Origin of the sequence: Mycobacterium sp. Root265, assembly GCF_001428895.1 — a bacterium.
Taxonomy (GTDB): Bacteria; Actinomycetota; Actinomycetes; order Mycobacteriales; family Mycobacteriaceae; genus Mycobacterium.
This window is the reverse complement of sequence record NZ_LMJA01000022.1, coordinates 190,307-204,892: the sequence shown is the minus strand read 5'-3', so window position 1 is coordinate 204,892 and position 14,586 is coordinate 190,307. Positions and strand designations below refer to the sequence as shown.

The 14,586-nt window shown below is 66.6% G+C and carries 16 protein-coding genes and 1 pseudogene; 7 read left to right on the top strand and 10 right to left on the bottom strand.

Annotation, left to right across the window (positions count from 1 at the left end):
* Window positions 1-7: 7 nt before the first annotated feature.
* A complete protein-coding gene (locus ASE48_RS17525) occupies window positions 8-1,639 on the top strand; it encodes a flavin-containing monooxygenase (protein ID WP_057168371.1) in 1,632 nt (543 codons plus the stop codon).
* A gap of 39 nt (window positions 1,640-1,678) precedes the next feature.
* Here ASE48_RS17525 and rnhA read toward each other — a convergent pair whose 3' ends face one another.
* From rnhA to ASE48_RS17485, 8 genes are read right to left on the bottom strand one after another with little or no spacing between them, the layout of a single operon-like run.
* Entirely contained in the window at window positions 1,679-2,131 is a 453-nt protein-coding gene (rnhA, locus tag ASE48_RS17520) for a ribonuclease HI (protein ID WP_057168370.1), read from the bottom strand.
* Window positions 2,128-2,754 carry a hypothetical protein gene (locus ASE48_RS17515; RefSeq protein WP_057168369.1) on the bottom strand — a complete coding sequence of 209 codons (627 nt, stop codon included), beginning with the start codon at window positions 2,752-2,754 and terminating at the stop codon, window positions 2,128-2,130. The genes rnhA and ASE48_RS17515 overlap by 4 nt, the downstream gene beginning before the upstream one ends.
* Before the next feature lie 18 nt (window positions 2,755-2,772).
* Window positions 2,773-3,768 carry a saccharopine dehydrogenase family protein gene (locus tag ASE48_RS17510; RefSeq protein WP_057168368.1) on the bottom strand — a complete coding sequence of 332 codons (996 nt, stop codon included), beginning with the start codon at window positions 3,766-3,768 and terminating at the stop codon, window positions 2,773-2,775.
* A gap of 1 nt (window position 3,769) precedes the next feature.
* Window positions 3,770-4,165, bottom strand: a complete 396-nt coding sequence (locus ASE48_RS17505) for a VOC family protein (protein WP_057168367.1) — start codon at window positions 4,163-4,165, stop codon at window positions 3,770-3,772.
* 40 nt (window positions 4,166-4,205) lie between these two features.
* Window positions 4,206-4,949: an SDR family NAD(P)-dependent oxidoreductase gene (locus tag ASE48_RS17500; RefSeq protein WP_057168366.1), complete on the bottom strand. Its 744-nt coding sequence runs from the start codon at window positions 4,947-4,949 to the stop codon at window positions 4,206-4,208.
* 13 nt (window positions 4,950-4,962) lie between these two features.
* Window positions 4,963-5,778 carry an LLM class F420-dependent oxidoreductase gene (locus tag ASE48_RS17495; RefSeq protein WP_057168365.1) on the bottom strand — a complete coding sequence of 272 codons (816 nt, stop codon included), beginning with the start codon at window positions 5,776-5,778 and terminating at the stop codon, window positions 4,963-4,965.
* 48 nt (window positions 5,779-5,826) lie between these two features.
* The gene (locus tag ASE48_RS17490; RefSeq protein ID WP_057168364.1) at window positions 5,827-6,672 is read right to left on the bottom strand and encodes a helix-turn-helix transcriptional regulator; all 846 of its coding nucleotides are present in this window, start codon (window positions 6,670-6,672) and stop codon (window positions 5,827-5,829) included.
* Window positions 6,662-7,114: an Rrf2 family transcriptional regulator gene (locus ASE48_RS17485; protein WP_057168363.1), complete on the bottom strand. Its 453-nt coding sequence runs from the start codon at window positions 7,112-7,114 to the stop codon at window positions 6,662-6,664. Before ASE48_RS17485 ends, ASE48_RS17490 begins: the two co-directional genes overlap by 11 nt.
* A gap of 142 nt (window positions 7,115-7,256) precedes the next feature.
* Here ASE48_RS17485 and ASE48_RS17480 point away from each other — a divergent pair, with 142 nt between their 5' ends.
* The 5 genes and pseudogenes from ASE48_RS17480 (at window position 7,257) to ASE48_RS17465 (ending at window position 11,312) form a co-directional block, all read left to right on the top strand.
* The gene (locus ASE48_RS17480; protein ID WP_057168362.1) at window positions 7,257-8,138 is read left to right on the top strand and encodes a TIGR03619 family F420-dependent LLM class oxidoreductase; all 882 of its coding nucleotides are present in this window, start codon (window positions 7,257-7,259) and stop codon (window positions 8,136-8,138) included.
* On the top strand, window positions 8,138-8,878 hold the full coding sequence (locus ASE48_RS17475) for an SDR family NAD(P)-dependent oxidoreductase (RefSeq protein ID WP_057168361.1): 741 nt from the start codon (window positions 8,138-8,140) through the stop codon (window positions 8,876-8,878). Before ASE48_RS17480 ends, ASE48_RS17475 begins: the two co-directional genes overlap by 1 nt.
* Window positions 8,875-9,687, top strand: a pseudogene (locus tag ASE48_RS17470) (LLM class F420-dependent oxidoreductase); the annotation flags it as partial. The gene ASE48_RS17475 and the pseudogene ASE48_RS17470, both read left to right, overlap by 4 nt.
* A gap of 18 nt (window positions 9,688-9,705) precedes the next feature.
* Window positions 9,706-10,101: a cupin domain-containing protein gene (locus ASE48_RS33690; protein WP_268766312.1), complete on the top strand. Its 396-nt coding sequence runs from the start codon at window positions 9,706-9,708 to the stop codon at window positions 10,099-10,101.
* Window positions 10,102-10,118: 17 nt separating this feature from the next.
* The gene (locus ASE48_RS17465) at window positions 10,119-11,312 is read left to right on the top strand and encodes an FAD-dependent monooxygenase (protein WP_057168360.1); all 1,194 of its coding nucleotides are present in this window, start codon (window positions 10,119-10,121) and stop codon (window positions 11,310-11,312) included.
* On the opposite strand, the gene ASE48_RS17460 is transcribed toward ASE48_RS17465, so the two are convergent.
* Together ASE48_RS17460 and ASE48_RS17455 are read right to left on the bottom strand one after the other, a co-directional pair.
* Window positions 11,303-11,890, bottom strand: a complete 588-nt coding sequence (locus tag ASE48_RS17460; RefSeq protein WP_057168359.1) for a TetR/AcrR family transcriptional regulator — start codon at window positions 11,888-11,890, stop codon at window positions 11,303-11,305. The two genes, ASE48_RS17465 and ASE48_RS17460, sit on opposite strands and share 10 nt — an antisense overlap.
* Window positions 11,887-12,687 (bottom strand): alpha/beta hydrolase, encoded by an 801-nt coding sequence (locus tag ASE48_RS17455; protein ID WP_057168358.1) that lies wholly within the window; start codon window positions 12,685-12,687, stop codon window positions 11,887-11,889. Before ASE48_RS17455 ends, ASE48_RS17460 begins: the two co-directional genes overlap by 4 nt.
* 183 nt (window positions 12,688-12,870) lie before the next feature.
* Between ASE48_RS17455 and ASE48_RS17450 the strand changes: the two genes are divergently transcribed.
* A complete protein-coding gene (locus ASE48_RS17450) occupies window positions 12,871-14,538 on the top strand; it encodes an HNH endonuclease signature motif containing protein (RefSeq protein WP_057168357.1) in 1,668 nt (555 codons plus the stop codon).
* Window positions 14,539-14,586 lie beyond the last annotated feature (48 nt).

The following is a 14,586-nucleotide window of genomic DNA, read 5'->3' as shown; positions in this document are numbered from 1 at the left end:
GTTCAGCATGATTATCGAAACGCATGACGCCATCGTGATCGGGGCCGGCTTCTCCGGCCTGGCGATCCTGCACCATCTGCGCGAGATCGGCTTGGACACTGTGGTTCTCGACGCCCAGGACGGCGTCGGGGGCACCTGGCTGGCCAACCGCTATCCCGGGGTCCGCACCGACAGTGAATACAGCTACTACTCCTTCTCCTTCTCCAAGGAGGTGCGCGAGGAGTGGTCCTGGACGCAGCGCTACCCCGCGGGACGAGAGGTGCTGGCCTATCTCAACTTTGTCGCAGACCGCCTCGACCTGCGCCGCGACATCCGGCTCAACACCCGGGTGCAGTCCGCGCGCTACGACGAGGACACCAACACCTGGACCGTGCAGATCGAAGGCGGCGCACCCGTGACCGCCAAGTACCTCATCAGCGGCATGGGTGTGCTGTCCCAGGCGATCTACCCCGACATCCCGGGCATCGACACCTTCGCCGGGCAGAAGTACCACACCGCGCACTGGCCACGCGAGGGCGTGGACCTGGCCGGAAAACGCGTGGGCCTGATCGGACTGGGCGCCTCGGGAATCCAGATCGTTCCCGAGATCGCGCCGCAGGTAGACGAATTCGTGGTGTTCCAGCGCACCCCCAACTTCGTGGTGGAAACGAGCAACGACGCCGTCACCGCCGAGGACATGACCTGGCTGCGCGACAACTACGACGCGATCTATGAGAAGGCCGCGAATCACCCGTTCGGGGTGGCCATGGAGCCGGCAGAGTTCAGCGCGCTGGAGGTCTCCGACGAGCAGCGCCGCGCCATCTTCGAGGGGAAGTGGAACGAGGGCGGATTCCACTTCGCCAACGAGTGCTTCAACGATCTGGCGGTGAATCACGAGGCCAGTGAACTGGCCGCCGAGTTCATCCGGTCCAAGATCCGCGAGATCGTCAAGGATCCGGCAACTGCCGACCTGCTGTGCCCGAAGACATACTCGTTCAACGGGAAACGGGTGCCCACCGGCCACGGCTACTACGACGCGTTCAACCTCGACCACGTCCGCCTGGTCGACACCGCCTCGGAACCGATCACCGCGATCACCCCGAACGGGGTGCGCGTCGGGGATACCGAGTACGAACTCGACGTGCTGATCTTCGCCACCGGCTTCGACGCCATGACCGGCACCCTGACCAATATCGACATCATCGGCCGGGAGGGAATCACGCTGCGAGACAGGTGGGCCCGCGACGGGCTGCGCTCGAACCTGGGTATCGGCGTGCACGGCTTCCCGAACTTCTTCATGTCACTGGGCCCGCAGACGCCGTACTCCAACCTGGTGGTGCCGATCCAGCTCGGCGCGCAATGGTTGCAGCGGGCGCTGAGCTGGGCGCGGGACAACGGCGTCGACGTCTTCGAAGCCACGCCCGAGTCCGAGGAGTGGTGGGCCCAGGAAACCGAGCGCACCGGCAAGGCCACCGTGATGTACACCGAGGGCAAGAAGGCCAAGGCGTGGTTCCTCGGCGAGAACGTGCCCGGCAAGCCGGAAGCGTTCCTGGTCTACATGGGTGGTGGCCAGGTCTATCAGCATCACTGCCGGGAGGTGGAGGAGTCCGGTTATTCGTCGATGCTGGCGGCGAATCGGGTTGCCGAAGCGGTGAGTTAGCGCTCGGGTTGAGGAGGGGGCGCTGTCGGCGCCTCCTCCTCACGCGTTGGCAATTGCCTCCTGCAGCCCGCGGGTCGCCAGCACGTCGGCGAGCTCATTGTCGGCGACACCGGAATGCCCCTTCACCCAGAACCATTCGACCCGATGCCGCGCGCACGCGGCCTGTAGGCGCTGCCACAGATCGACGTTCTTCACCGGTTGCTTTGCCGCGGTGAGCCATCCGTTGCGCTCCCAGCCCAGAACCCACTTGGTGATGCCGTTGCGCACGTAGGTGCTGTCGGTGTAGAGATGCACCACCACCGGCCGGGTCAGTGCCTCCAGCGCCATGATCGGCGCAGTGAGTTCCATCCGGTTGTTGCTGGTCTCGCCGGGCTCGCCCCCGCACATCTCGCGGACGTGCTGACGCTGGCGCAGCACCGCACCCCACCCGCCGGGACCGGGATTCGGACGGCACCCGCCGTCGGTGTGGATCACCACCGGGTCGTCGGTCATGTGCTGAGAATAGGTGCCGAGAGCATTGCGGTGCGCACCGACATACCGAACTCCTGATGATGCACCGTGGTGATCCGGCGGCCCGGCTGCACGGCATCCTTGATCCGCGTGGTGCGGCCGGTGAAGTAGGCGGCGGTCTCATCGATATCGGCGACGTTGTAGGTGATCCCCCACAGCGTCGAGGGCCCCTCGCCTGCGGTGTCGGGCGAGCCGACGGCCTCGATGATCACCGCACCGAATCGGAAGAAGATCTGCCGGATCGGCCGGCCGCCGAGTTCGCCCAGCCGTTCCCGGCGCGGCTCCACACCCACGGTGGCAAGCGCCGAGACGGTGCGATCCAGGTCCGGTGAGAACAGCACGATGTGGTCGATCCCGGTGACACCGTTGGCGTGCTCGGCGGGTGCCGCGGGGCCCGCGTCGGACGTGCTCGTCGGGATGCCGTCGAGCTCAGAGGTGTCGACTCCACCCAGCGACCACCCGACGATGCCGGTGCCGCAGTCCCGCCCGACCAACCGGATACCGACGTCGCCCACCCGGCAGATGCCCTCGGAGACGGTGAACCCGGCGGCGGTCCAGGCCTCGGGTGGGTCGGCGACCAGGATCTCGTCGACGGTGATGGTCATGGGCTCCTCGTTCCAGCTTCAGTGGCCGGACCCAGCTTGGCACGACATGTCCAGGATGCGGGAATCGGCAATGGTCTCGACGAAGTCGCTACCGAACAGCGTCGCCGGTGTGGCGAAACCGGGCTGAAACTCACCGGCCAGGACCCGCCGGGCAGCCTCGGCCGCGGCCAGTGGGGTGAAGGTGTAACCGTTCACGGTGTCCAGCACGGCGCAGGCGACGTCACCGTCCGCGCCGGTCACCTCCACCGCGGCGTGGTAGCGGTTGGCCTCCCTGTGCTCGAGGGTCGGGCCGTCGGGCAGTGCGGCGAGGTCGCCTTGCGGGAAGCCTCCACCGGCCATGTGGACGTAGGTCTCGATATCCGGGATGCCCGTGGACCGCCAGATCGTCACCAGGTCGGGCAGCGTCACCGCCGGGCAGATGGTGGGACCCGTGCCGAAGTTGAATTCTCGGGTGTCGCCGGGGTCCCGGCTGATGAGGCTGCCCTCTGCCCGCATCAGGCAGTCCGTCGTCAGCCCTTCGGCGGCACTGACCGCCGAGCCCAGCGACATCGAACCGGCGATCTGCAACGCGATCCGGACCCGTCGGGCATCCGGGACCCGTTCTGCGACATGACCGGCCAGGCACCCGAGCATCGCCACGCTGCCACCGCTGCCGGGCAGCAGCATCACGCCGGCTGCCTTGGCGTCCTCGTCGAGCACCTCGGCCAACCGATAGCTGTCCAGCTCGGCGGCGACGTCGAGGTAATGGACCCCCGCCGCGATCGCGGCAGTCATCAGCGGTTTCGCAGTCCGCGCGAAGGGTCCCGCGCAGTTGAGCAACACGCTGACATCGGAGATGGCGGGTACCTCGTCGAGCCCGAAAACCCGGTACTCGACAGCGAGTTCGTCGGCCAGGCAGCTCAACGCCGACTCATTGCGCCCCGCCAGAACAAGGTCGAGTCCCCATGCGGCCGCGTGCTGGGAAGCCAGCCGTCCGGTATATCCGGACGCGCCATAGATCATCAGGGTGGACATATCAGTGTTGCCAATTCTTGTAGGTGAATTCGAGGCTGTAGCCATCCGGGTCGAAGACGCTCGCCGCGTAGTAGCGGGGATCGTAATAGTCGCGGTAGGACGGCGCCCCGTTGTCCGCGGCACCCGCCGCGATCGCCGCGGCATAGGCGGTATCCACCTCGGCAACACTGTCGGCGACAAAGCCGATGTGTGCGGCGCGGCTGTCGACGACACCTGTGCGCAGCCAGAAGAAGATCCGCCCGTCCGCCCCGAAACCCTTCAGGTCGGGATGGCCTGGCGGACCGTCGTTTCCGTCGTAGTCGACGCGCGTCGTAATGCCGAGCGGCGCCAGCGCAGCGGTGTAGAAATCGATCGAACGGCTCGGGTCGCTTACCGAGATGAAGACATGATCGAGCACGGTGTTCTCCTGTGGTCCGAGGGTCTAGATGACGCGGCATCTAGATGACGAAGCCGCCTGCGACTTCCAGTGTTTGGGCGTTGATCCAGCGATTGTCCGCCGAGAGGAGGCTCACGATGGCATCCGCGACGTCAGCGGGCTCGCCGACCCGGCCCAACGCGGTCTGACCGGCCAGCAGTGCCTCGAACTCATCGTTCAGCCCGCCACCGAGTTCGGTGCGGATCGGGCCGGGGGAGACGGCATTCACCCGAATCCGCCGTTCCCCGAACTCTTGTGCCATATAGCGGGTCAGCACGTCCAGTCCACCCTTGAAACTGGCGTAGGGCGCGACACCCGCGGTGGTGACCCGGGTCGTGGCGCTGGTCAGATTGACGATCTGGCCGCCGTCGGCCATCAGCGGCAGCAGCGCCTGGGTCAGGAAGAACGGCCCCTTGAGGTGCACCGCGAACAGGCCGTCGAACTCGGCCTCGGTCACCTCGGTGATGGGCTTGAACAGGCCGTAGCCGGCGTTGTTGATCAGATGGTCGAAGTCGCTGCGCTGCCACTCGGACTGCAGCGTGCCACGAACCTCGTCGGCGAACGCCACGAAGGACGAGCTGTCCGCGACATCGAGCTTCAACGCGACAGCCCGGCCACCGCCGCGGGTGATGGCCTCGACCACGTCGTTGGCCGAGTCGGGATTGCTGTTGTAGGTGAGGATGACGCCCATGCCCCGTTCGGCGCATGCCTGGGCGGTCGCGGCGCCGATGCCGCGGCTACCTCCGGTGATGAGGACGATGCTCATGGTGCTCTGCCTTTCAGGCTGTCAGTGTTGCCAGGTGGTCGAGAACCGCCAGCGGGTCGGGGTCCTCGGTGTCTACGGGAAAGACGATGCGTTCCACGTCGAGCTGTGCGTAGCCGGCGACCAGTTCGGCCTCGGCGGGCCCCACGTGTAGCACCGTCACAGGCAGATCGCGGCCTGCGAGCGCGCGCAACCGCTGGATCTTCGGCCCCAGGCCTGCGGGTGATGCGGGATTGGGGAACCAGGCGTCACCGGCGTCGATGACCCTGCGGAAGGCCTTCTCCCCACCGCCGACGTAGACCGGCGGATGCGGGCGCTGAACGGGTTTCGGCCAGGAGTAGATGGGATCGAAGTCGACGTACCGGCCGTGGAACTCGGCCTTGTCGTGGTTCCAGATCTCCTTCATCGCCAGGATGTGTTCGGTGGCGATGGCGCCGCGTTTGGCGGGGTCGCCGCCGTGGGTTGCCATCTCCTCGAGATTCCAGCCCGTGCCGATCCCGTAGATGACCCGCCCGTTGGACACCAGATCCAGCGAGGCGATCATCTTGGCGGTCGTGATCGGAACACGTTGCGCAACAAGTGATATTCCTGTGCCCAGCAGCAGATGATCGGTGGAGCCGGCGATGACGCTGAGCGCGACGAAGGGATCGATGGTGTGGTACGGCGACTCCGGGCGGTCGCCGAAGGGATACGGTGACACCTCGTCGACCGGGATGTGGGTGTGCTCGGCCAGGAAGATCGAGTCGAACCCGCGTTCCTCGACTGCGCGACCGAAGTCGGCCGGCGTAATGGTGGAGCGGTCGGTGAACGTGCCGTTGATGCCTGCCTTCACATCTGCGAGTCAACGCGCAGATGCGCGCCCGCAGAAGGGCGAGCCTTCCTAGGTGTGCTGCACCCAGTCTTGGACGGGTGTGGCATTCAGCGACCCCAGCATTGCCAAGGCGTCTGCGCTCGATGAGCCGGCCGCCGCGGTCGCCACCGTGAGCTGCTGACCGGGAGCGCTCCGCACATCGAACACCTGGTGAGTCAGCTGCATCAGTCCGACATCGGGATGTCGGATCGTCGTCCGGGTGGCCGTGAGTCCTTCGACGGTCTGGTCATCCCACAGCCGGCGGAACTCGGGGCTGTCCCGGTACAGGCGCCCGACGAGTTCGGTGATCTCTGGATGGGGTGGGACGAAGCCCTCGGCCAGACGCAGCGCACTGACCGTCGCCTTGGACACCTCTGTCCAGTTGACGTAGAACTCGCGCGCCACCGGATCGAGGAAGATCGCGGCCATCACACTCTCCTCTTGGCGGAGCAGTGGCGCCATGAACGCCGTTGCCGCGGAATTGGCGACAAGAACCCGCAGTGCGGGGTTGGTGACATACGCGATGGCCCGCGGGAAGGCGTCCATCGTCTGCAGCAGTTCCGGGCTGACGGTCTCACCGGCGCGCGTCGCGCTGGGCGACAGCTTGGCGAGGCGAAAGGCGTGTGCGCGACCGTCGGGCGTGAGTCGAAGCGCCTGGCAGATCGCATCGACGACCGCCGCGGACGGAGTGCGCTCCCGGCCCTGCTCCAAGCGGGCGTAGTAGTCCGCGCTCACCCCGGACAGCACGGCGACCTCCTCGCGTCGCAATCCCGCGACGCGCCGGCCCGATGCCGCCGGCAGGCCAGCTTCCTCGGGCGTCACGCGTGCCCGCTGAGCCCGCAGGAAGTGACCCAAACCGTTGACGTCACTGGGCATTCTGGAGCTCGATCCCGTTCACTTCGGCCAGGGTGTCCCGCAGGATGTCGGCGATCGTCGTCTGCGCCAACGAATCGCCCAGCGCGGTGGTGGCTCGTCCGTACACGCGCAACAGCACCGGCTGAATCCCCGCGCCCACATGGCATTCGTGGTGCGGCGGTGAGGCGTGCATGGCGAACACATCCCCGCCGACCGCGCGATGGACATCGAGCAGGGTGGTCTGCTCTGCGTCGCGAGTCAGTGCCCACCCCCGGCTGCGGGTGGACTCGACCAGCCCGGCTTCTTTGAGCTCGCCGAGGCACCGGCGAATCACGACGGGGTTGGTGTTGACGCTTGCCGCGATCCGTTGCGAGGTACCTACCTCGTCCTCGGTGCCGCGACGGTCGAATGCGATCCAGGTCAGCACGTGGACGGCCAGGCTCATCTTGCTGTTCGCACTCACTCACGAACTGTAACCAACTTGGTTACAGAAGTCATGTCGAGGTGATCCAGGGTGTGGCGCACCTAGGTAGGTACGCCCTTCTGTCGGTCCCGAGTTGTGAGTTGACTTGCCCTCATCGATCAATGAAAGGCAGCACCTCGCAATGAAATTTGGACTCTTCGGTATGAACGCCGGTGCTGGGGCCACCGCCGGTGGAGCACGCTCCGCGGCTTTGTTGGCCGAGGAGATCGGCCTCGATTCCCTGTGGGCGCTCGACCACGTGGTGGTTCCGTCCGGATATCAGACCGAGTATCCCTATGACGAGTCCGGCAAGATGATGGGCGGTGCTGAAGAGGTCCCCATCGCCGATCCACTGACCTGGCTGACGTTCGCCGCGGCGGTTACCGATCGAGTCAAACTCGCGACCGGGATCATCGTCTTACCGCAACGCAATCCGCTGGTGCTGGCCAAGCAAGTGGCGTCGTTGGACGTGCTCAGCGGCGGCCGGGTGGTGCTCGGTGTCGGGGTCGGCTGGCTCGCAGAGGAATTCGCCGCGGTCGGCGTACCGTTCGCCGATCGCGGCCGTCGACACGATGATTATGTCGAGGCGATGCGCGCGTTGTGGAACAACACCAGGGCCACGGTGCACAACACCTACACGGGTTTCGACAATGCAATCAGCCTCCCGCGCCCGGTCCAGGAAGCGGTGCCCATCGTCATCGGTGGCCGTTCGGCCCGATCGGCTCGCCGCGCAGCACAGATCGGCGACGGTTACTTCCCGAGTATCACCGCACTGGATCAACTTCCGCCCTTGATGGACATACTCCGCGCCGAAGCCCGCCGTCTTGACCGCGATCCGGCAGAGGTCGAGGTGACGGTGCCCTACCCGGGTGACCTTATCGCGGCAGCGGGGGAGACCGTTGCTGTCCTGCAACAGCTCTCAGATATCGGCGTGGACAGGACCCTGCTGCCTGTCCTTCCGGAGGAGACCCTCCGGTCTGTCGTTCGTATCGCACACCGATTCAATGGAAATGGAGAACAATGATGGGACAACTCGATGGCAAGGTCGCACTGGTCACCGGTGGGAGCGCGGGAATCGGATTGGCGACCGCGCGTCGTTTCGCCGCGGAGGGTGCGCAGCTCTATCTGACCGGGCGACGCAAAGACGTGGTCGACGCAGCCGTCGCCGAGCTGGATGGTGATGTGACCGGAATCGTCAGCGATGTCGCCGATCTCGACCAAATCGATGCGCTGTTTACCACGATCCGCGAACGCAGCGGCAGGCTGGACGTATTGGTCGCCAATGCCGGCGGTGGAACGGTGACCGGTCTGGCCGACATCACCGAGGAGCACTACGACACCACCTTCGACATCAACGTGAAGGGCCTGGTGTTCACCGTGCACAAGGCGCTGCCGCTGTTGTCCCACGGTGCATCGGTGGTTCTGGTGTCCTCGGTCGCCGGAATCAAGGGGCTGCCGGGGATGAGTTTGTACGCCGCCACCAAGGCTGCCATTCGCAACCTGGCGCGTTCCTGGGCAATCGAACTGGCGCCCCGAGGTATTCGCGTCTCTGCGCTGTGCCCGGGACCGATCGACACTCCAGGTATGGCTGATCTGCTGGGTCAGCTGCCTGACGACGAAGACGGGTCAATTGTCGCCGTGCCGCTCGGAAGACTGGGCGAGGCCGACGAGATCGCGGCCGGCGCCTTGTTCCTGGCTTCCAGCGAGTCGTCCTTCCTCACCGGCTCAGATCTGGTCCTCGACGGCGGACAGGCAGCCACATGAAGTTCGGCGTCAGCGTATTCCTGACCGACCAGGGCATCGGACCCGCCGCACTCGCCAGGGCACTCGAGGAGCGGGGATTCGAATCGCTGTTCGTCACCGAGCACACCCATGTCCCCGCCTCGCGCCGCACCGCATTCCCCGGCGGAGGTGAACTCCCCGACAAGTACTACCGGATGCTGGATCCCTTCCTGGCGCTGACCGCCGCCGCGACCGTCACCTCCACCTTGCTGATCGGTACCGGTGTGGCATTGGTGGCGCAGCGCGATCCGGTCATCACCGCCAAGGAGGTCGCCACTCTTGACCTCATCTCCGGCGGGCGCTTTCTCTTCGGCGTCGGTATCGGATGGAATCGCGAGGAGATGGAGAGCCATGGCACCGATCCGACGACACGCGGCAGGCTCGTCGACGAACGCATCGAGGTGATGCAAGCACTGTGGACCCGTGAGATCGCTGAGTACAGAGGTGAATTCGTCACCCTGGAGCCGGCGTATGCCTGGCCGAAGCCCGTTCAGCGGCCGTACCCGCCGCTGTATTTCGGGGGCGGACCCGCGGCCTTCGGACGCATCGCCCGATTCGGCGCGGGGTGGTATGTCGTCAGCCCGGACAGCGCAGAACTCGCCCTGGCCGTGGCGGCACTACGCTCGGTCACCGGCGTCGACACTCCGGTGACCGCCGCTCACGTCGGCCCGCTGACCAGAGACGCCTTACGTGGTTACGAGTCCAGCGGGGCCGAGCGCGTCGTCTTCGATCTTGAGACGCTCAGCGAACGTGACACGCTCACGCAACTCGACGAGTACGCCGACCTCGCCGGATCGCTCGGCTGGCAGGTGCCCACCCCACCGAGGACCGGCCGTGCACAGCACCGCGTCTGGGATGAGATACCGCCCACACCGCTGGGCGAGTTCGGTGACCGCATCACCATCAAGGCGCTCACCGCCGATATCGCGCAGGTGCTGCGGGTCGAGATCGCGGCGGGCACCGGGATACCCAACCCCACCGATCCCGAGGAGCAGGAAGTGCACCCGATGGAGCAGATCGATGTCATCCTCGCAGGTCGGATGAAGTACGTGGTGGACGGCAATGAGCTGATCGTGGGTCCCGGCGAGGCGCTGGGCATCCCGGGCGGAGTGCCGCACTCTGCGGTGGCACTCGAACACACCACCATGATCGAGGTCTTCACGCCGGTTCCGGACTTCCCGACCGAGGAGGTGCGGACTCTGTAGCCGCGTAGCGTCGAATCATGGCTCAACACGCTGTCATCTCCGGTGCCGGTATCGGCGGACCCGCCCTGGCTCGTCAACTCGCGGCGAACGGCTGGGACACCACCGTCATCGAGCGCTATCCCGACCGTCGCGACGAGGGGCAGAACGTCGATATCCGCGGCGCCGCCCGCGAGGTGGTGCGGCGGATGGGCATCGATGCCGACGTGCGGGCGGCCAACACCACCGAGGTCGGGATGCGTTTCCTGCGGGCCGACGGTTCGACGGCGGCCTCATTTCCCGTCTCGCCCGGAACCGACGGGCCCACGGCGGAACTGGAGATCCTGCGCGGCGAATTGTCGCGCATCCTGATCGAACACGCCGATTCGACCGACTTCCGGTTCGGCACCCAGATTGCCGATGTGGTCGACCACGGCGAGCACGTCGCCGTCACGCTGGACGACGGTGACGCTCTCGACGCCGATCTGGTGGTCATCGCCGAGGGCCTGCACTCACGTTCGCGGCGCTTCGTCGCCGCGACCGAGGTCAACGATCTCGGTATGTACATCGCCTACGCGACCATCCCCCGGCGCGATGACGACGACAACTGGTGGAGCTGGCAGCACGCGACCGAGTCCCGCTCGGTGCACCTGCGGCCGGACAACCTCGGAACCACCCGCGCCATGCTGAGCTTCGTCTCCGATGTGCGCGGTCTGGACGAATTGGGCCGCGAGGACCTGAACACCATCCTGCGGCGAACCTTCGACGATCTCGGCGGCGCCACTCCCCGGATTCTGGATGAACTCGATGCCGGTGCGCCGATGTACTTTTCGTCGGTGGGGCAGATGAGCAGCCCGGCGTGGAGCACCGGCCGCGTCGCTCTGCTCGGGGATGCTGCGCACTGCAACGCGACCTTCGGTGGGGCCGGGACCAGTCTGGCTCTCATCGGTGCGTACGTCCTGGCCGGCGAACTCGGCTCCGGCGACGATGTGCTCGGGGCCCTGGCTCGCTATGAGCGGCTGATGAAGCCCTTCATCGACGCCGCGCCCCTCATCCGGCCCAGGATGCTGCAGCTGATGAACCCGCGCACCCGAAGCGGTATCCGGGTGCTCCACGCGGCCGCCGGCGTGGTCGCCGGCCCGATCGGCAGAGCCCTGTCCTCGGCGGCGTCGGCGGCCGGCAAGCTGCCCATCAACCTTTCCGCCGGTGACCCGGAGCTACCCACCTACCTGTAGTCCGACAGGCTTCCGACCATCAGCGCCAGCAGGTTCTCGAAGGTGGCGTCACTGTCCGGGGTCTGCCCGATACCGACCTGATCGATGGTGACCGCACCGTGAATCGCGCCCCACACGATCTGCGCAGCCTCGGGCGAATCCGGCTGAGCAGAAGGGGTTCTCATGGCCTCGATCAACGCTGTCAGGGTGTCGAACACCGCCCGGCCGGTCGCCGCCACCGCCGACGACTGATCCTCCAGCGGGCTGCCCGCCCCGAAGATCAGCGAGTAGCGCGCCGGGTGGCGCAGGGCGAAGTCCCGGTAGTTGCGGCACGCCGTGAGGAATCGCTCGACGGGCTCAACCGCCGCGGGTACGTCAATGGCCGCGGCCAGCTCACCGAGTGCCCGGGTCGCCAGCGCGACCACGAGGCCGTCCTTGTTTTCGAACCGGTTGTAGACGCTCATGGGGGCGACCGCCGCTTCGTGCGCGACGGCGCGCACGGTCACGGCGTCGATGCCGTCGCGATCCAGCACGGCCTCGGCCGCGTTCAGCAACGCGGCCGAGACTTCGTGGCTGGCGGTGCGCCGGCGTGGCGTCATGCCTGCGAGGCTACTTTCCTGTGCGCCAACCACTGCAGCGAGACATCGGCGACCTCGCGCCAGCCGTGATCGATGGTCAGCGAGTGTCCGCGTCCCTCGAACTCGTGGAAATCGGTGATGGCACCGGACTTCTCGTACAACCGGTGGGTGGCCTTGGTGCTCACCAGCGGAACCGTGTGGTCCGCGGTGCCACCGGTGATCAGCAGCGGGCCGCGGGTGCTGTTGCCGGTGTCGATCGCGGCCGGCGAGTTCTTGGCGAAGTTCGCCGAGGCGGCCTCGAAGAGCGGCTTGCCCGGCGACGGGATGGCCCACTTCGCCCACAACTCATCGGATTCCTCCTGCGGCAGGACATTTCCGAATCCGTAACGCCACTGCGCCTCGGTCAGCCCCTTGGCCCGACCCTTGTTGAGCGGGTTGCCGAGAACGGGGAAGGCGGAACGTAACTGGGCGAGCGGTAGCGGTTTGACGCCCTTGATTGGGGCGGGATCGATCGCGACGGCCGCCGCTGCCTTGTTCTGTCCCAACAGTTTCTGGGCGATGAGACCGCCGAACGAATGCCCGATCACCACCGGCGGGGCGTCGAACTGCTCGAGGTAGCGCGCGAAGTACTCGGTCAACTCGTCGATACCGTTGCCCGCCTGGTCGGCGGCATGGAGCCGGGTCTGTTCGGGGGTGGCGTGCTCGCCGGGCCACGCCGGGGCGAAGGCCTGATATCCCTGGGTTTCGAAGTGTTCGATCCACGGTTGCCATGCGGTGTGCGCGACCCACAGTCCGTGGATGAAGACGACGTTTGTCATGTGCGTTCCTATCTCGTGTGACCACCTTATAGAACGATGTTCTATAAGCGATGCTGGTTGTAACCGGATGGGGGTGCGGTTTATTTCCGGCCTCGCCGCCGAGTTATCCACAATCGCGATTTCATCCACAGCCAGCGGTTTTGGGTGTGGCGGCCGGTCTCGAATGAGGCGAGAATCGAAAATATGTTCGATGATCAGCTGACCGAGATAGCAGCGGCAAAAACCCCCGCTGCCCGAGTCCGCGCCTACTCGCGGCTGGAGAACGCGGCCTGCGCCGCGCGGCTGTCGTCCATGGCCGACATGCTCGCGGCCGCCTATGCTGCGGCCGGGTCGGCCGAGCGGGAGCAGTGGCGGTTCGACAACTGGTCAGCGGTCTGTGCGCAGATCGGCGCGACGCACGGGATCACCAGCGGGGTGGCCTCCGGGCTGTTGATGGACGCCGTGGCGCTGGCCGAACGGTTACCGAAGCTGCGGCAGGTGTTCGCCGCCGGCGCGCTCTCCTACAAGACAGTGCACATCATCTGCACCCGCACGATGATGGTCAAAGATCCCGCCGCGCGGCGCGCCATCGACACCGCGTTGGCCGCCGAGTTCGCCTCCGGCGCTGCGATGTCGGTGGATCAGACCGAAAAGGCGGTCGACACTGTGGTGTTGACCCACGATCCGCTCGCGGTGCGCCGTTCCGAGGCCACCGCGCATGGGCATCGGGCAGATATCTTCGTCGACGACGCCACGGGCACCGCGCAACTGAACGCCTCGCTGTCGGTCGCGGACGGGATGGCCGTCGACAAGCGGGCTGATGCACTGGCCCGCACGGTGTGCGATCACGATCCCCGCTCGTTGGATATCCGTCGTGCGGCGGCCCTCGGGGCGATGGGCTTCGGGTGGGATCGGCTGCCGTGCCTGTGCGAACGTGTGGACTGCGAGGCCGCAACCGCACCGCCGGCCGGTGGGGTGGTGATCTACGTGGTCGCCCGCCACGACGCTGTCGACGCGGCGCCCTTGCCGCCTACCGATGGCCCGCCACCGGCTGACGGTGACGGTCACCCACCCGGTGGTGCGCCCGCCGAGAATGATCCCGATCCCGATCCCGAGCGTGAGTCGGACGCGGATTCAGACGCGCCGCCGGTGGGTGACCTGACGGCTCAGCGCCGTGCGCTGGTCGCCAGGCGCAGGCCACTGTTCTCCAAGCCGTGGTATCTGCACACCTGGCCGGAGCTGATCTCGGGCCTGCGCGGGGACCGCGGCGAGTTCTGTCCCGTCGCCCCCGGGGCCATCCTGGGCGGGCCGGTGGTGCCCGCTCCGGTGATCGCGCAGATTGCGCGGCACGCCACGCTGTGTCCCCTCATCCATCCTGGGACGTCGCCACCGGAACCCCGGTACCGGCCTTCGGCGGCGCTGGCGCGCTTCGTGCGCTGCCGCGACCGCACCTGCCGGTTTCCTGGCTGCACCCGCACGGTCACCGATATCGACCACACGATTCCGTACCCGTTCGGGCCGACCGCCGCCTCGAATCTCGTCCTGTTGTGCCGAGAGCACCACCTGTGCAAGACGTTCTGGGCAGGTTGGCGCAGCCGCCAGTTCGCCGACGGCACCCTGGAATGGACCGATCCCGACGGCGGTACGCACACCACCAGGCCGGGGAGCCGGACGCTGTTTCCCGAACTCTGCGCGCCGACGGCAGACGTTCAGGTCAAGGGGCACCCACCGCCCAAACACACCGCGGCGGTGACGATGCCGCGCCGCGAGCGCACCCGGGCCGAGGACCGTGCCAAACGCATCGACGACGAACGGCAATCCAACATCGGATGGGTGGAACAGTATCGCCGGGAGCTGGTCGCACCGTTCTGATCGCCAGGTTGACCGACACGAGCGCCTGCGTTGACATGCCACACGTTT